Raw genomic sequence first — 17,430 nt, forward strand, 5'->3', positions numbered from 1 at the left:
CATGATGTAGAATATGCAATGCTTGTCCTTAAAAAACCAATCATATCCTTTGATAAAAAGCAGTTTACAGAGAAGGTCTTTCATCAGTTTACTAAACTGTTGAGAGGCCTTTTCATCCATAATGAGGAGCATACAGTAAATATTTGTTGGAGTCTCATCTAGGAAAGAATATGCCTCCCTTTTGGATAACTATTTGATAAAATGTCCGCATAAATATAATGGAGTTCGTAGTCTTGCCTGAACAATCAAGTGGAAAAATCCTTTAAGGATCTTTTAGAGGGTTTATCTTTTTGAAAAAGTTTGTTGATTATAACGAGGACTTTTTTAGAAATCGGGAGGGAATAAAATGAATGATGATTTTATCGTAAGGGCAAAAAAAGGCCGAATGGTCATGCTAGCTGTTTTTAGTCTCCTTTTTGTTGTGGTAGGAATATTCCTTCTATCAATCTCGGTTTATGAATCAATGTGGCTTACAGTTGTAGGACTTCTTACAATTGTAGTATTTGGATTTTGTTTTCTATATTATGTAAAGGAACTTATCAACAGGAAGCCAGCTGTGATTGTCACAAATGAAGGAATTATCGACCGATCTAGTTATATTGGAGCAGACCTCGTCAAATGGGAAGAGATTGATGCAATTGATTTTTTGAATTTATCAGGCCAGGTGTACCTTGGGATTTTTACAAATGACCCTGAATTGGTCATCAATCGGTCAAGCGGAATGAAGAAATTATTGAACACATTAAATAAAAAACTTTTGCCATCACAAGTCAACATACCAGTTAAAAATCTAGATTGTTCTGTTGAAGAACTTGTGAATGCCATTGGAGAACGTTGGGAGAAAGCGACAAAGGAAGAATCCTGAGTTGTTTGGAACATGCTTGATTCTTTCACTTCTTTAAGCTAAACCTGCCATTCTGTCCTTTTTTCAACAGAAAGAGGCGGCCGCCATTGAGGTTCATACTACAATAGTATAAGGAATTAAAAGAGGTTTCTATTAAGTTAACCAAACTTTTTAGAAGCCTCTTTTTATTTCTGTTTATATTATATTTTTAGATAAAACCATGCCATTAAATTAAAATATTTAACAATAACGATGGGCATGCCCTTCGTTTTCTGTTATATCTAATAGAAACAGAGAAATGGATGTAAAGGAGAATATGAATGTGATCAATGAAGTCATTGTCTATATAATGGTTGTATTTCTATGTATTGGGGCCATTGACAAATGTCTTGGGAATCGACTAGGGCTAGGCCAAAAATTCAGTGAAGGTTTTATGGCTATGGGGTCGCTAACACTATCCATGGTGGGAATTGTATCACTGGCTCCTGTGCTAGCTAGTGTTCTAATTCCAGTTATAACCCCAATCTATCGTTTAATAGGCGCAGACCCATCGTCATTTGCAAATATGCTATTGGCACTGGACATGGGTGGATATGCGCTTGCGAAAGAAATGGCAGCAACACCTGAAGCGGAACTATTTTCGTGGGTGTTTCTCGGTACAATGATGGGGCCTACGATTGTGTTTACAATCCCGATTGCCTTAGGAATGATTGACAAAGAGGACCACCTTTATTTTGCAAAAGGGATTTTGTTGGGAATTATTACGATCCCCATAGGATGTCTAGTAGGTGGTTTAGTTGCCAATCTAAGTTTGCAAGTCATCATTCCCAATCTTATTCCTACAACCTTTTTTTCCATAATGGTAGCAATAGGACTTTGGAAAATACCAGAAAAGATGATAACGGCGTTTCAGATTTTTGGAAGAATCATAGAAATCGTCGCTATTTTAGGGTTAACTGCCATCTCAGTGGAAACATTAACAGGTTTTGTGGTCATCCCCAACATGACCCCAATAACAGAGGGGATCCAAATTGTTGGGATGATTGCAATTATGTTAGCAGGAGCCTTTCCAATGGTGGCTTTCATTACTAAGTTGTTTAAAAAACATTTGGGGAAATTAGGGAATGTTCTTGGAATAAATGAGGTTGCCAGTGCCGGTCTGATTGCTTCCCTTGCCCATAACATTCCCATGCTTGCTATGTTAGAGAATATGGACGCAAGAGGAAAAGTCATCAATGTCGCATTTGCGGTAAGTGGTGCATTTGTATTAGGAGGTCATTTAGGCTTTGTGGCGGGTGTAAATAGAGAAATGGTTTTTGCTATGATCGTTGGTAAACTTGTAGGAGGTTTAACGGCCATTCTTCTTGCTAGTTTGGTTGTTCCCAAAACGAATAACATGATTGAAAATCATGATTATTAGTTTCTCTAAATAATTGAGTGGCCTGTTTTCATAACATTGAATATCATTCTGAGAAGGTCTTTATCAACTTTTTAAGCAGATTATGGGTTTAAAAAAAAACAAAACCACTTTCTATAAAAATAGAAAGTGGTTTTGTTATGCGTTCCAGACAACAGGTGATTCAATAAAGGTGAACATTCCTCGATATAAGACTTATATGCTCTCCGTGTTTGTCTTTGGGTAACTCGTATAAGTTTTGTGCCTTTTTTCAAAACTTCCGTATTTCTCTTGTACGAACATTAGGGACAATCCTCCAATAATACTCGGAATCGCGAATGCCATGAACGTATGTTTCGGAGCTAGATTAGCTGCCAGCAAGAGACCAATGATGAGAGGAGCGGAAATAGCCCCAATCCGTCCAATTCCAACTGTGATACTTAGCCCAGTTGTTCGTATTTCTTGTGGGTAAAACTCTGAAATATAAGGGTTTACTAGATTTTGTGTACCACCTGTGCAGGCGCCGCCAATGGCGATTAATACATACAACAAAACTAAATTGGATGTTAAGCTTAAAGAGACAAAGCAAACCGCTCCGATTAAAAACATAAGCAATAACACGTTCCGGTGCCCTAGTCGATCGACCAAATAGCCTCCTATTAAAGAACCTCCAATTTGGCCGACTGCTAATACAAGACTGAAGGATAAGCTAGAAGTGATACCAAATCCCGATTCTTGCATGATTTTTGGCAGCCAAGTATTTAGTCCGTAAATCATCAGCAAACAACTGAAGACGGTCATCCAAAATGCTAATGTACTGACAGCACGATTGTCTAAAAAGAGCTTTTTGGCAGGAAATCCTTTCGCACGTTCCTTCACGCTCTTATACTCAAAATCATCTGTTGCTTGATACTGTCCCTTGGGATCGATTCTATTTAAAACCTTTGCGATTTGATCTCCTTGGTTACGAACAATATAAAAAGATAAAGATTCAGGAAAATACTTAAGGAAAAACGGTAGAGTAAATAGCGGGATAATTCCTAGCCAATATAAAAATCTCCATCCCAAAGTTTCCATTAAGTACATGCCCGTAAGCGAAGCTAGTATTGCACCAATCGAGTAACCGCAATACATAGTGGCAACAATCAGTGCTCTATTCTTTTTCGGTGAGTATTCTGTCATGTGTGCAATAACGGCGGGCATTAATCCACCCATTCCAAGAGCCGCAATGAACCTCATAATTGTAAAGAGGAGTGGGTTCGGCGCCAAACCAGCCAAAAGTGAGAATACACTAAATAAAAGCATGCAAATCGCAATCATTTTTTTTCGTCCGATGAGATCGGAAAGGGAACCAAGCAAAAAGGAGCCGATCATCATGCCAATGAGGGTATAACTACCAATCGCTCCTGCCTCAACAACGGTTAACCCGAAATCATCGATCATTAATGGCAATCCGATTCCATACATGGCAATATCAAAACCATCAAAAGCTATGGCATAAAAACACCAAAGAAAAACGAGTAAATGAAATTTATTGAATTTGCTCTCTGCAATTACCTGTGAAGCCTGAACAATACGCATAGATACCTCCAGTTCTTACTCTTTTAAACTAGGAAATTGTTTATTTCCAAACTTCCCCGGCAATCTCTACGACATGGCGTAGTTTTGCCCATTGTTGTTCTTCTGTCAGTAAATTGCCTTCTTCAGTAGAAGCAAACCCACATTGTGGACTCAAGCATAACTGATTTAAATCAACATACTGAGATGCTTCTTCAATGCGCTTTTTAATGACATCTTTATTTTCTAATTCACCATGTTTTGAAGTGACAAGGCCTAATACGATGTTTAAATCAGGACGATTTACAAACCGAAGTGGATCAAATCCACCAGAACGGTCATTATCATATTCTAGGAAGAACCCATCGATATTCAAATGGCCGAATAATTGTTCCGCAACCGGTTCGTATCCCCCTGAAGAAATCCATGTTGAGCGGAAGTTTCCACGGCAAATATGCATGGTAATCGCTAAATCATCTGGTCGATCTGCGACTGCTTTGTTTAATGTTTGGAGATACATTTTAACTAAATAATCAGGATCAAGTCCTTTTGCACGAAGCTGTTCTTTTTGCTCTGCTGAGCATAAGTAAGCCCAAGCTGTATCATCCAGTTGTAGGTAACGGCAACCAGCATCGTAGAATGCTTGTATCCCTTTTTTATATGCCTTTGCTAAATCATCAAAGAATTCTTCTTCGTCCTGATAGATGGAAGAATCAACTTCACCGCGGAAATGTAGCATGCTTGGACTTGGAATCGTGAATTTAGCTACATGATCTCCGGCCGCTTGATGAAGATATTTGAAATCTTCTAGCATTGGATGATTTCCGAAGTCTAATTTGCCTGTTACTTTAATTCCGCGAGATTTTGTTTGTTTTTGCTGGAATTGAATGCCGTTTCCTGCCCAATAGCCATCAACCCCAACTAAGTTTTCTAGAAAATCAAAATGCCACCAGGCTCTGCGAAATTCTCCATCTGTAACAGCTTCTAGGCCGACTTCTTTTTGTTTCAGCACGATTCTAGCAATTTCCTCGTCTTCTACCTTCCGAAGTTGCTCGAATGTAATCTGTCCTTCTGCTTTTTGTAAACGTGCCTTTTTAATGGCATCTGACCGAAGTAAACTTCCAACTTGGTCTGCTCTGAAAATTTTTGAAACCTTTTTGTCTGTATCAAGTGTCGTCATAAATAATCCCTCTTTTCAATTCGATGTTTGTATCCTATCATGATTAACGAGTTATAGTGTAACTGATAAAAGTAATGGCCTGTTATAGTCAAAAACTATAACCGCTACAATGCCACTCCCGCGGGCAATTTCTTGCAATACTACAAGTAAGGAACTGGTTGATTGATAATTTTTCAGAAAACATTGAAGATATTGTATAATAAAAAGGAACTAGTTTAAGGAATTAATTGTCATCTAAGTTAGGTTGATTTCGTTAAGAGTGATGTTAAAAGCTTAAAGAAGATTTTAAAGTAGTAGTCATTTTGAGTATTTAATTTAGTTTGCAAGCTTTTTTCTCATTAATGAAACCTTTTGGTATAAAAACTAGCTCACTCAGCTGTTTTTTTGTTCAAAAGTAACAGAATTTGAGAAAAGAGCGGCCATGATAAAAGGGGGAAGAAGCAGATGTATGCTCAAATGAGCCCTGTAATAGAAAGAATACTAGATAATATTGATAAGGTAATGACAGGGAAACGGGATATTGCAGAGTTAAGTCTGGTGTCGCTTCTTTCTGGTGGTCATGTGCTGCTGGAGGATGTACCGGGTGTTGGCAAAACAATGATGGTACGGGCTTTGGCTAAGTCTGTAAGTGCACAGTTTAAGCGAATCCAGTTTACACCTGACTTGCTTCCTTCAGATGTCACAGGTGTTTCCATTTTTAACCCGAAATCGAATGAGTTTGAGTTCCGCCCTGGTCCTATCATGGGGAATATCATTCTAGCGGATGAAATTAACCGAACTTCACCAAAAACACAGTCAGCATTACTAGAGGGGATGGAAGAGAGCTCCGTAACAGTTGATGGAGTGACCTATCACTTAGAAAGACCTTTCTTTGTAATGGCTACTCAGAATCCAATCGAATATGAGGGCACCTATGCGCTTCCGGAAGCGCAGCTTGACCGCTTTTTACTAAAAATGAAAATGGGATACCCGAAATTACAAGAAGAAATTGAAGTGCTTACACGGGCCCAGAAAGCCCCTCCAATTGATAAATTAGAGCCAGTTGTCGATCTCGAAGACCTACGTAAACTTCAAGATGATGTTAAAGAGGTTCATATTGATTACTCCATCAGAAGATATATTGTTGAACTTGCCAATGAAACACGAACTCATCATCATGTATACCTTGGGGTTAGTCCTCGTGGATCCATTGCGTTAATGAGAGCCTCCCAAGCGCTAGCCTATATCCGTGGCCGCGATTACGTCCTTCCAGATGATGTTCAATATTTAGTTCAGTTCGTTTTTTCTCACCGAATGATTTTAAAATCAGAGGCTCGTTTTGAAGGAGTCACGAGCGAAGGAATTGTAGAACAAGTGTTAGCGAAGGTTCCGGTACCTGTACAAAGGTTTGTAGAGAAATGAAGCAGTATATCCAGACAACAAAGCAGTTTTGGAAACTGCTGCTTTTGTTTCTTTTACTAGCCATCACGTTTTCTTATGCAATGTTTCAAGGTGGATTTGTTAGTTGGTATTTATTTTATAGTTTTCTTCCTTTTGCTGTGTACGCCCTAGCGATAGCAATTTATCCACTAAGAGAATTTAAGGCTGAAAGAATAATAAGTCAGTTGGAACTGAACGCCGGTGAGAAAGTGAATATTACACTTTCTTTCAAACGTACGCGACGGTTCCCGCTCTTGTACTTAATTGTTGAAGAACAATTTGCGGATTCGCAGTTGCTGACAGATAAATCAAAGGCAAAGAAAATGGTTTTTCCTGGGGTGAACCGAAAGTTTACTATACAATATTCGATTGACCAGCTTCCAAGAGGAGAACATTCTTTCATAGGAATTCGAGTGAAAACAGGAGATTTATTTGGGTTGTTTGAGAAAGAAGTCAGTCTACCACTAGAAGGTAAAATTCTTGTGTATCCTGCATATAAAGAGATAGCTTATCATCCACAAGAAAGTCGGTTTGATCAAGGGAGCGCAGTGGCAAATGAACGCATTCAAAAAGATACATCGATGTCAGTTGGGGTACGAGAGTATCAACCAGGAGATCGCTTTTCTTGGATCAACTGGAAGGCTACAGCCAAGCGCAATGAGTTTATGACCAAGGAGTTTGAACAGCGGAGGTCGCATGATATTTTAATCATTATGGACTGTGTGCCAACGGCTTCTTTTGAGACAGTTGTGATGTATACGGCTTCAATGATTCGGTCCATTATCCAGAAAGGTGCACAGGTTGGTCTGCTTACATATAGTGGAGAACGGACTTTAATCCCTGTTCATGGGGGACATAATCACCAACAACTATTGTTTGCTCATTTGGCGAAAATTAAATCGCAAAGCACGATTCCATTCTCCCAGATGCTTGAGCAAGAAAATTTTCAAGGGCGTCAATATAATGATTTCATGTTGGTTACGGCGGAGTTAACAGAAAATCTCGTGAAAAAAGCTGCCTTTTATGCGAATCGAAATGGGCAGGTGACACTATTTTTTATAAAAAAGGAGAAAGCGAGTCTATCAGAACTGGAGCGGAATTTAATCGCATCTGCACGATCAAGACGAGTAATAGTCACAATCGTTCATGAGAAGCAATTCGCGAAGACGTTTGTGGAGGGGAATAAAGGATGAGGGATAAACAACTTCATAAAAAAGATTTTCCGACCTTCGTGCTTTATTTGCTCAGTTTTTTTCTACTATGGGAATGGTTAGGACCGATTCAGCAATTGACCAAAACAGGTCATGTAGGGATTTTTATCGGTTTTATCATAATGGCTCTTTTGCTCTCTTTTCTTCAGGTAAATCCTTTTTTCTCTTTAAGTTTAAAAGTTGGCTTTATTCTTTGGGCGATTCATAGAATTTATTACGAAGAATGGCTATTTCAGTTAAGTTGGGTTAAATCGTTTCTATTAGACGCTGGAAAAAGTCTAGTACTGGTATGGAACGGTGACTTTCCTGGGATTTTCAATTCATTTCGGACAGTCTTGTTTTTCCTACTATTGTGGACCATGATTTACTTAATAAAATATTGGATTACGAAAAAGCGGCAAATACTATTTTTCGTTTTTATGACGCTTGTGTTTATTACAGTACTGGATACGTTTACACCATATAAGGCGAATTTGGCGATTATTCGAACGGTTATTATTGGTTTTTTCATGATGGGAATATTAACATTCAAACGGTTAACTTATCAGGAAAGAATTCCAATTCGTTCCTTGCCGTTAAAAAGATGGGTAATTCCGCTAGCGATGATGCTTGTTGTGTCTACTAGTATCGGAATTCTGGTCCCAAAGGCTGATCCAATATGGCCTGACCCTGTTCCTTTCATAAAATCACTTAATCCCGAAAGTGGGACAGAGAGTACGAGTGTGAAGCGTGCAGGGTATGGGGAAGATGATTCACGTTTAGGTGGCCCTTTTTTAGGAGATGATACCGTTGTATTTCGGGCAGAAGTGGATGAACGGCATTATTGGAAAGTGGAAACAAAGGACTTTTATACTGGGAAAGGTTGGGTTGTTTCCGAGGAAAATGACGAGTTCATTGATTTTAACGGTGACGACGTTCCACCATTTACTTTTAACGAACAAGTTCCAACAGAAGAATTGTCAAGTACGGTTTATAATGTTTTTAAGTATTCCCATATTCAATATCCGCATGGGTTGAAAAAAATAGATACAGAACAAAATTACTGGTACCGAATGGACATCAGCACTCAAAAAATATCTTCTATGCTTGAGTTCGAATCAGAAACGCCAGATATTTATACTGTTCAGTTTGAAATGCCAACTTTTCAGGTAGAGCAACTGCAAAATAGTTCTCCAACAGAAGAGGACTATGGTTATGAATCTTTAAAAGGTTTCTTTACACAGTTACCTGAAGGGGTACCTGAAACTGTGTATGCGTTAGCTGAGGAAATAACAGCTGAGCAGGAAACGACATTTGATAAAGTACAGGCAGTTGAACAGTACTTTCATCAAAATGGATTTGTTTATGATCAAGTGAATGTTGAGTTACCGGAAGAGAATGAAGACTATGTAGCGCAATTTCTTTTTGAGACAAAAAGAGGCTACTGTGATAATTTTTCTACCTCGATGGCTGTTTTGTTAAGAACCTTGGATATTCCCGCTCGTTGGGTGAAGGGTTATACCTCTGGGGATTTTGTTGAAACTTTGGATTCTGGTAAACGAGTTTATGAAGTGACCAATAATCATGCCCATTCATGGGTAGAGGTTTTCTTCCCGGAAATCGGCTGGGTACCATTTGAACCGACACGTGGGTTCTCGGACAATATCATTTTTGAGCGTGAGGATACACCTGAGACTATGGTTGAAACAGAAGAAGCACGAGAAGTAACAGCTCAGGTAGAGGAAAGCGGTCAGATGATCGAACCAGAAGAAGTCGAAGCCAACTCTTCGGGAAAAAGGAAGGAGTGGTTTCAACAGATAAAAAAAGTAGTTATCGTTCATTGGAAAACGATGTTAGGTTTAATCGTTATCGTTATTCTTGGAAGTTTCCTTATTAACCAATACAGAGGGAAATGGCTGCCTTTCTATTATATCTTACGTTTCAAATATAGCCGCAAGGATGACCAATTTGCTTTAGCCTACCTAGCGTTATTAGCACAGTTAGATCGATATGGACTTAAGCGCCAGTCCGGGCAGACATTAAGACAGTATGCAAAAGAAGTTGATCGGCACTTTATCGGAAAAGAAATGAGAGTTTTAACAGACCGCTATGAACAGCTCATCTATCGAGGAACCATGTCTGAAGGGACGTGGGAAGAAACAAAAGTAGTTTGGGAAACAATGATGCGGAAAATAGTAGCTTGACCGGAAATTTAGTATACTGGTACAATGTTTTAGTAATTTAATAGTAACTCCTTCGTATATACTCGATAATATGGATCGAAAGTTTCTACCAAATCACCGTAAATGATTTGACTATGAAGGCAGAACGTATTTTTTAGTGGAAAACTAGAATTCTGCCTTTTTAAGAAGGAGAGAATTCTAGTTTTTTTATTATCTCGATAAAAATTTTACTTTTTGTGCTTGTGCTTTCCTTAGAGTGCCATACTAGAAGTAAAGCATGAGCTGTGAATGATACTAAATGATGGGGTGACGGACTTGTCAAACAAAAAGGAATTGCTGGAACAAGATAAGATTGTCGTATTGGATTTTGGCAGTCAATACAATCAATTGATTACAAGAAGAATTAGGGAGTTTGGGGTATATAGTGAACTTCATCCTCATACGATTACGGCTGAGGAAATTAAGAAGATGAATCCAAAAGGAATTATTTTCTCAGGTGGTCCAAATAGCGTCTATGATGAAGGTTCCTTCCGTTGTGATGAGGAGATTTTTGAACTTGGACTTCCAATCCTAGGAATTTGTTACGGTATGCAACTGATGACTATGCATTTTGGTGGGAAGGTTGAGCCAGCGAAAAACCGTGAATATGGAAAAGCTGAGCTTTCTTTAAATCATGTTAGTTCGTTGTTTGCGGACACACCAACAAAACAAACCGTTTGGATGAGCCATGGTGATTTGGTAACCGAAGCACCACCGGGATTTAGAGTGGACGGTGTGAACCCATCTTGCCCAATCTCTGCAATGAGCGATGAGAGTCGTAAATTATATGCAGTGCAATTCCATCCTGAGGTTCGTCACTCCGTATATGGAAATGACCTATTGAAAAACTTTGTTTTTAACGTTTGTGAATGCACAGGCGACTGGTCAATGGAAAACTTTATTGAAGTTGAAATGGAGAAAATCCGTCAAGAAGTCGGCGATAAAAAAGTCCTTTGTGCATTAAGTGGTGGAGTAGATTCTTCTGTCGTAGCTGTTTTGATTCACAAAGCGATTGGCGATCAACTAACATGTATTTTTGTTGACCACGGTCTGCTTCGTAAAGGAGAAGCAGAGGGAGTTATGAAAACTTTCTCAGAAGGCTTCAATATGAACGTCATTAAAGTAGATGCGAAAGATCGCTTCCTTTCAAAATTAGAGGGCGTTTCCGATCCAGAGAAAAAGCGTAAAATTATTGGAAATGAATTTATTTATGTGTTCGATGATGAGGCTACAAAGCTTGAAGGAATTGAGTATCTCGCCCAAGGGACATTGTATACGGATATTATTGAAAGTGGAACGGCAACCGCACAAACCATCAAATCACATCACAATGTAGGTGGGCTTCCAGAAGATATGCAGTTTAAGTTAATCGAACCATTGAATACGTTGTTCAAAGATGAAGTACGTGCTCTTGGTACGGAACTTGGTATCCCAGATGAAATCGTTTGGCGCCAGCCATTCCCAGGCCCAGGCCTTGGAATCCGTGTTTTAGGTGCAATCTCAGAAGAAAAACTTGAAATTGTTCGTGAATCAGACGCAATTTTACGAGAAGAGATTCGTAACGCAGGTCTTGAACGTGATATTTGGCAATATTTCACGGTACTTCCTGATATCCGTAGTGTTGGGGTAATGGGCGATGCGCGAACTTACGACTATACTATTGGAATCCGAGCGGTTACGTCCATTGATGGGATGACTTCCGATTGGGCTAGAATTCCATGGGATGTATTAGAAAAAATCTCTGTACGCATCGTAAACGAAGTAGCACACATTAACCGCGTTGTCTATGACATCACATCTAAGCCACCAGCAACAATTGAGTGGGAATAAGCGAAAAGAAGCAGGGGTTCACTCTGCTTCTTTTTATTTGGTAAAATACGAACTATTTAAAAGGTAAAATATGATAATGTTCGTTTTCGTGTTGACTGGTTCTTTATACACTGCTAAAATAAACCTATAAAATTGAATTTCACACCTTGTCGTATAATGTTGGGGATATGGCCCAAGAGTTTCTACCGAGCTACCGTAAAGAGCTTGACTACGCTGATGGTGAAAAGTCTAGGGTATATTAAGCTGTCTTACCCGTACTTTTCCTATATTGCTACAGTCAACGCTTCGGTTTTTCGGAGCGTTTTTCTTTTGGATCAACCGTTTAAGCGACTAAGTAGAATATAGGAGGAATAGCGAACATGAAAAAGTATTTTCAATTTGATGAGCTAGGTACGAACTTTCGTCGCGAATTTATTGGCGGAATGACGACATTCCTAGCAATGGCATATATATTGGTGGTCAATCCGTTAACCTTAACACTTGCGGATGTTTCCGATTTACCAGATGCGCTTAGAATGGATTACGGTGCTGTTTTTGTAGCAACAGCATTATCAGCAGCACTAGGTTCCCTTATCATGGGATTATGGGCGAAGTACCCGATTGCGCTCGCTCCGGGGATGGGATTAAACGCCTTCTTTGCGTACACAATTGTTCTTGGAAGCGGAGCGCCGTGGCAACATGGTCTAGCAGCTGTTTTTGTTTCAGGGATCTTTTTCTTGCTATTAACGTTCTCGGGGTTGCGTGAAAAAATCATTAATGCGATACCGGGTGAGCTGAAGTATGCTGTTAGTGCTGGTATTGGTTTGTTTATTACGTTTATTGGAATGAAAAATGCACAAATCATTGTTAGTGACCCAGCGACCTATATCGCATTAGGGGATCTTTCGAATCCAAATACCTTGTTAGCGATCTTTGGATTAATTGTTACCGTCATTATGATGACTCGTGGAGTAAATGGGGCTGTCTTTTTCGGTATTGTTATTACAGTAATTGTCGGAATGCTATTCAATTTGATTGAGGCCCCGGAAAAAATTGTTGGTCCGGTTCCAAGTTTAGAGCCAACCTTTGGTGCGGTATTTTCAGCATTTGGCGATCCAAGTTTCTATACCACCACAATGCTTGCAACGATTTTAACTTTTATGTTTGTTGACTTCTTTGATACAGCTGGTACTTTGGTAGGCGTTGCGAATCAAGCTGGTATTATGAAAGATAATAAACTGCCGCGAGCTGGAAAAGCTTTAGCTGCTGATTCAACGGCGACAATTGTTGGTGCTGTACTTGGTACCTCTACTGTTACATCTTATATTGAATCGTCTTCAGGTGTTGCAGCAGGTGCCCGTACAGGATTTGCAGCAGTAGTCACAGCAGGTTTCTTTTTATTATCGATGTTCTTCTTTCCGGTGCTGTCGGTCATTACTTCACCGGTAACAGCACCAGCATTAATTATTGTCGGAGTTTTGATGGTATCGTCATTAGGGAAAATCGATTGGTCCCAATTCGAAATTGCTGTTCCTGCATTTTTAACGGTGATTATCATGCCGCTAACAGGAAGTATCGCAACGGGGATTGCTGCTGGATTTATCTTTTATCCAATCACAATGATTGTTAAAGGTCGCGGTAAGGAAATTCATCCGATCATGTACTTATTATTTGCGATTTTCTTGTTATATTTTATTTTCTTAGCATAATGTCTAATAGAATCCATCCTTTGTGTTGGATTCTTTTTTTATCTAAGTAAGATCCTCTACAGACTCTGTTGCTGTAAAAGAGCCTTATGAAAACAGCTTTCTATTAAAAAGTGGAGTCTTCCGTTTGACAACGTTTTCTGGCTTATATAACATGAAAATATTACGTACTAGTAAAAGTAGGGGTCTGAAATGGCAAGTTTGCTCATTAAAAAAGTATTAAATAATAATGTATTAATTGCTAGCCACCCAGAATATCGGGAGGTTGTTTTAATTGGGAAAGGAATTGGTTTTAATCGGAAGCCTGATGAGACTTTAGATTCGGAGGCGGCAGAAAAACTATTCGTTCTGACCGATCAAAAAGAACAGAAAAATTATATAAAATTACTTCCATACTTAGAGAATGACTTACAAACGGTGATTATATCTGCAATTGAGTTGATTAAACAAGAGTCAGGTGAGCAAGAGCTGAACGAGCACATTCACGTCGCGCTTACGGACCACCTATTGTTTACCATTACGCGTTTAACTCAAGGGTTGGAAATTCGCAATCCCTTTTTAATAGAAACGAAAACACTTTATCCGAAAGAGTATGGGCTGGCAAAAGCTGTGCTAAACCTATTTAGGGAGAAATACGTCGTTGATTTACCAGAAGGAGAAGCGGGTTTCATTGCGTTGCATATTCACAGTGCCTTAACCAATAAAGCATTATCAGAAGTGAATCAGCATTCGCAATTAATCAAACGTTTGATTGATATGATTGAAGAACAGTTTTCCATCACGCTTAATAAAGAAAGTGTTGACTATATGAGGCTTGTAAGGCATTTAAGGTTTACCATTGAACGTGTAAAAGTGGGTGAGAAGGTAGAAGAACCTGAAAAAATTGCTAACCTCTTGAAACAAGAATATCCAATATGCTATAATCTCTCGTGGAAACTTATTAAAGTGATGCAACAAACGTTAAGAAAACCTGTTTTCGATGCTGAAGCCGTATATTTAACGATGCATTTACAAAGGCTTCAGAAAAAAATAAAATAGCATTTATCCTTTTTTACGTGTTACTGATTCGATCAGGCATGAGTGAAGAAGATAATTGATTGAAGTTACTGGGGATAGACTCCCCTTTTGGGGGGTACATTACCTTTAACTTCCTTTAATTGTTTTCTCGCTCATGCCTTTTTTTATTGCTCTTAACTTTGTAGAAACTTTATGGGTTAAAAAATAGTAGGAGGAACTTTGCATGTTTAAAAAGATTTTTGGCGTGTTGCAAAAAGTAGGGAAAGCCTTGATGCTTCCGGTTGCGCTTTTGCCTGCGGCAGGTATTTTACTTGCTCTCGGTGCAGCGCTTCGAAACCCAGCATTACTAGAAATTGCACCATTTTTAGATAACAGTGGTGTTGATTTGGTTGCAGCCGTTATGCAAAAAGCGGGAGATATTGTTTTTGGTAACCTGCCATTGTTATTTGCTGTTGGTGTAGCTGTAGGTTTGGCTGGTGGAGAAGGAGTCGCTGCGTTAGCTGCCATCATTGGTTACTTAATTATGAATGTAACAATGGGAGCTGTCCTAGGTCTTACAGCTGAGGATGTAAATGGATTAAACTATGCGAATATCCTAGGAATTCCAACGCTTCAAACAGGAGTATTCGGGGGAATTATTGTCGGGATTGTAGCAGCAGCTATGTATAATAAGTTCTTTGAAATTGAGCTACCTTCTTATTTAGGTTTCTTTGCGGGTAAGCGTTTTGTACCAATTATCACAGCGGCTTCAGCTATTATTTTGGGTATCGCGATGGTATTTGTTTGGCCACCAATTCAGGAAGGATTAAATGCTTTCTCGCAAAACATGGTTCACGCGAATTTAACAATCTCAGCGTTTATTTTTGGTGTGATTGAACGTTCGTTAATTCCATTTGGATTGCATCATATCTTTTATTCACCTTTCTGGTACGAGTTCGGTCAATATACAACATTGGCGGGAGAAGTCGTTCGAGGTGACCAGCGGATCTTCATGGCTCAAATTTCGGATAATATTCAGGAACTGACAGCAGGTACATTTATGACGGGTAAATTCCCATTCATGATGTTCGGTCTACCGGCTGCTGCATTGGCCATTTATCATGAAGCACGTCCTGAGAGGAAGGTTGTTGTTGGTGGATTGATGTTATCAGCTGCTTTAACATCATTCTTAACGGGGATTACAGAACCACTAGAATTCTCATTCTTATTTGTTGCCCCACTTTTATTTGCGGTACATGCTGTTTTTGCTGGTCTTTCATTTGTGACTATGCACTTATTAGATGTAAAAATCGGAATGACTTTCTCGGGTGGTTTGATTGACTATATACTCTTTGGTTTAATTAATCCACAGACAAATGCTTGGTTAGTGATTCCGGTAGGATTGGCATTTGCGCTTATCTATTATTTTGGTTTCCGCTTTGCAATTCGCAAATTTAATCTAATGACACCAGGTCGTGAAGAGGCCCAAGAAGAAGAGGGAGGACCTAAAGGTCAAACGAATGATCTTCCATACAATGTTCTTGAAGCTATGGGGGGTCAGCAAAACATTGCGCACCTAGATGCGTGTATTACAAGACTCCGTGTATCTGTAAACGACATTAAACAAGTTGATAAAGAGGAATTGAAGAAGCTAGGAGCAGCAGGTGTTTTAGAAGTTGGGAATAACATCCAAGCTATCTTTGGACCTCGTTCAGAGACGATTAAGGGGCAAATGCAAGATATTATTAAAGGAAAGAGACCTCGTCCAGTTGAGACAAACCAAGCGTCAGAGGTAGAACAACAAATTGAAGAAGTAAATCCAGAAGCTTTACAAACAAAAGAGCATGACAGTGGTGACCAAACTGGTAAAGCTAATGTTGATACAAGCTTCGTTGCACCATTAAAAGGTGAGATTAAGCCAATTACGGAAGTACCAGACGCTGTATTCTCAGGAAAAATGATGGGTGATGGATTTGCGATTATCCCTTCAGAGGGAGTTGTCGTTTCACCTGTGAACGGTAAGATTGTAAACTTGTTCCCTACAAAACACGCTTTAGGAATTATGTCCGACTCGGGCCGCGAGATTCTAATCCATGTTGGAATAGACACGGTCAACCTAAAAGGTGAAGGTTTTGAGACATTAGTGAATGAAAACGATAAAATAGAAAAGGGACAACCATTATTAAAGGTTGATCTTGAGTATATTAAAGAGAATGCAACTTCACATATTACTCCGGTAGTGTTTACGAATTTATCCGAAGGTGAAAGCATCACTCTCAAGAAAACAGGAAATATCGATTTAGCTGAAGAAGAGATTATTGAAATCACGAAAGGTTAAATCCAAACAGCCTCCGACCATACCGGGGGCTGTTTTTTATTTAGGGCTCATTTCTCAAACTTTGCTGCTTTTGACCAAAAATACGTCTGTATAGCTAGGTTTTTCGGAAAAGTGGCTAGATTTTATGTGAAAAGAGCTTGCAAACTAATTTTAAACATACGAAATGCTACCATATCGTTAAAATCGGCTTAAGGATTTTAACAACAATCTATATTAAATGTCCTTTTCTAACCTTGTGATATGTAAAAATAAAAATAGGGTGTTTAGGTTATTCAATTAGGGTAAGGAACACTATTAAATTAGAAAGAAGTGCGCATATTAACCAATGGTAAATCTTTAGATTGTTGGATTTGTTTCAGTTAGATGAAATATAAGATGTGCAAATGAAAGAATTTATAAAAACTGTTTGACGAAGGCGGAAGGACGTGGTAACATATTAACCAGTCGCGACAAAAGGTTGCGAGGGTAACGCTTTGTTGCCTGAACAAGTTGCTTTAACAACATAAATTAATTAAAAATGTTGTTGACATTGAAAATTGTTCGTGATATATTAATAAAGTCGCTTCGGTGACGACGAATTGTTCTTTGAAAACTAAACAAACAAGCGTCAACAAACAATAACAATCATGTTTCTTCTATTAATATAGAAGAACATGAGCCAACGTTTTATTTTATGAGCTTAACTCATACTCTTTATTGGAGAGTTTGATCCTGGCTCAGGACGAACGCTGGCGGCGTGCCTAATACATGCAAGTCGAGCGAACCAATGGGAG

11 protein-coding genes, 1 rRNA gene and 2 riboswitches are annotated in these 17,430 nt (G+C 39.0%); of the genes, 10 read left to right on the forward strand and 2 right to left on the reverse strand.

Annotation, left to right across the window (positions count from 1 at the left end; all coding sequences use genetic code 11):
- The first annotated feature begins 346 nt into the window (after positions 1–346).
- Entirely contained in the window at positions 347–865 is a 519-nt protein-coding gene (locus M3182_RS23785; RefSeq protein WP_251436982.1) for an STM3941 family protein, read from the forward strand.
- A 295-nt stretch (positions 866–1,160) separates the two neighbouring features.
- Positions 1,161–2,264 carry an ethanolamine utilization protein EutH gene (eutH, locus tag M3182_RS23790; protein WP_432806732.1) on the forward strand — a complete coding sequence of 368 codons (1,104 nt, stop codon included), beginning with the start codon at positions 1,161–1,163 and terminating at the stop codon, positions 2,262–2,264.
- Between the two features lie 192 nt (positions 2,265–2,456).
- On the opposite strand, the gene M3182_RS23795 is transcribed toward eutH, so the two are convergent.
- Positions 2,457–3,821 carry an MFS transporter gene (locus M3182_RS23795; RefSeq protein ID WP_251436978.1) on the reverse strand — a complete coding sequence of 455 codons (1,365 nt, stop codon included), beginning with the start codon at positions 3,819–3,821 and terminating at the stop codon, positions 2,457–2,459.
- Between the two features lie 40 nt (positions 3,822–3,861).
- On the reverse strand, positions 3,862–4,977 hold the full coding sequence (locus M3182_RS23800; protein ID WP_251436976.1) for a 5-methyltetrahydropteroyltriglutamate--homocysteine S-methyltransferase: 1,116 nt from the start codon (positions 4,975–4,977) through the stop codon (positions 3,862–3,864).
- A gap of 444 nt (positions 4,978–5,421) precedes the next feature.
- Here M3182_RS23800 and M3182_RS23805 point away from each other — a divergent pair, with 444 nt between their 5' ends.
- From M3182_RS23805 to M3182_RS23840, 8 genes are all read left to right on the forward strand, one after another.
- The gene (locus M3182_RS23805; protein WP_251560351.1) at positions 5,422–6,378 is read left to right on the forward strand and encodes an AAA family ATPase; all 957 of its coding nucleotides are present in this window, start codon (positions 5,422–5,424) and stop codon (positions 6,376–6,378) included.
- Complete coding sequence (locus M3182_RS23810; RefSeq protein WP_251560353.1) at positions 6,375–7,589, forward strand: DUF58 domain-containing protein; 1,215 nt, start codon at positions 6,375–6,377, stop codon at positions 7,587–7,589. Before M3182_RS23805 ends, M3182_RS23810 begins: the two co-directional genes overlap by 4 nt.
- Positions 7,586–9,790: a transglutaminase TgpA family protein gene (locus tag M3182_RS23815; protein WP_251560354.1), complete on the forward strand. Its 2,205-nt coding sequence runs from the start codon at positions 7,586–7,588 to the stop codon at positions 9,788–9,790. Before M3182_RS23810 ends, M3182_RS23815 begins: the two co-directional genes overlap by 4 nt.
- Positions 9,791–9,822: 32 nt before the next feature.
- Positions 9,823–9,924, forward strand: a riboswitch (purine riboswitch).
- A gap of 160 nt (positions 9,925–10,084) precedes the next feature.
- Positions 10,085–11,638: a glutamine-hydrolyzing GMP synthase gene (gene guaA / locus M3182_RS23820; RefSeq protein WP_251436968.1), complete on the forward strand. Its 1,554-nt coding sequence runs from the start codon at positions 10,085–10,087 to the stop codon at positions 11,636–11,638.
- A gap of 129 nt (positions 11,639–11,767) precedes the next feature.
- Positions 11,768–11,869, forward strand: a riboswitch (purine riboswitch).
- A 128-nt stretch (positions 11,870–11,997) separates the two neighbouring features.
- Positions 11,998–13,326: an NCS2 family permease gene (locus tag M3182_RS23825; protein WP_251436966.1), complete on the forward strand. Its 1,329-nt coding sequence runs from the start codon at positions 11,998–12,000 to the stop codon at positions 13,324–13,326.
- A 189-nt stretch (positions 13,327–13,515) separates the two neighbouring features.
- A complete protein-coding gene (gene glcT / locus M3182_RS23830; protein ID WP_251560356.1) occupies positions 13,516–14,361 on the forward strand; it encodes a glucose PTS transporter transcription antiterminator GlcT in 846 nt (281 codons plus the stop codon).
- A 202-nt stretch (positions 14,362–14,563) separates the two neighbouring features.
- The gene (gene ptsG, locus M3182_RS23835; protein WP_251560358.1) at positions 14,564–16,657 is read left to right on the forward strand and encodes a glucose-specific PTS transporter subunit IIBC; all 2,094 of its coding nucleotides are present in this window, start codon (positions 14,564–14,566) and stop codon (positions 16,655–16,657) included.
- Positions 16,658–17,350: 693 nt separating this feature from the next.
- Positions 17,351–17,430: ribosomal RNA gene (locus M3182_RS23840) — 16S ribosomal RNA — on the forward strand; the annotation flags it as partial.

The sequence above is a fragment of the Mesobacillus maritimus genome (assembly GCF_023715205.1).
In the GTDB taxonomy this organism is placed as follows: Bacteria; Bacillota; Bacilli; order Bacillales; family Cytobacillaceae; genus Mesobacillus_B; species Mesobacillus_B maritimus_C.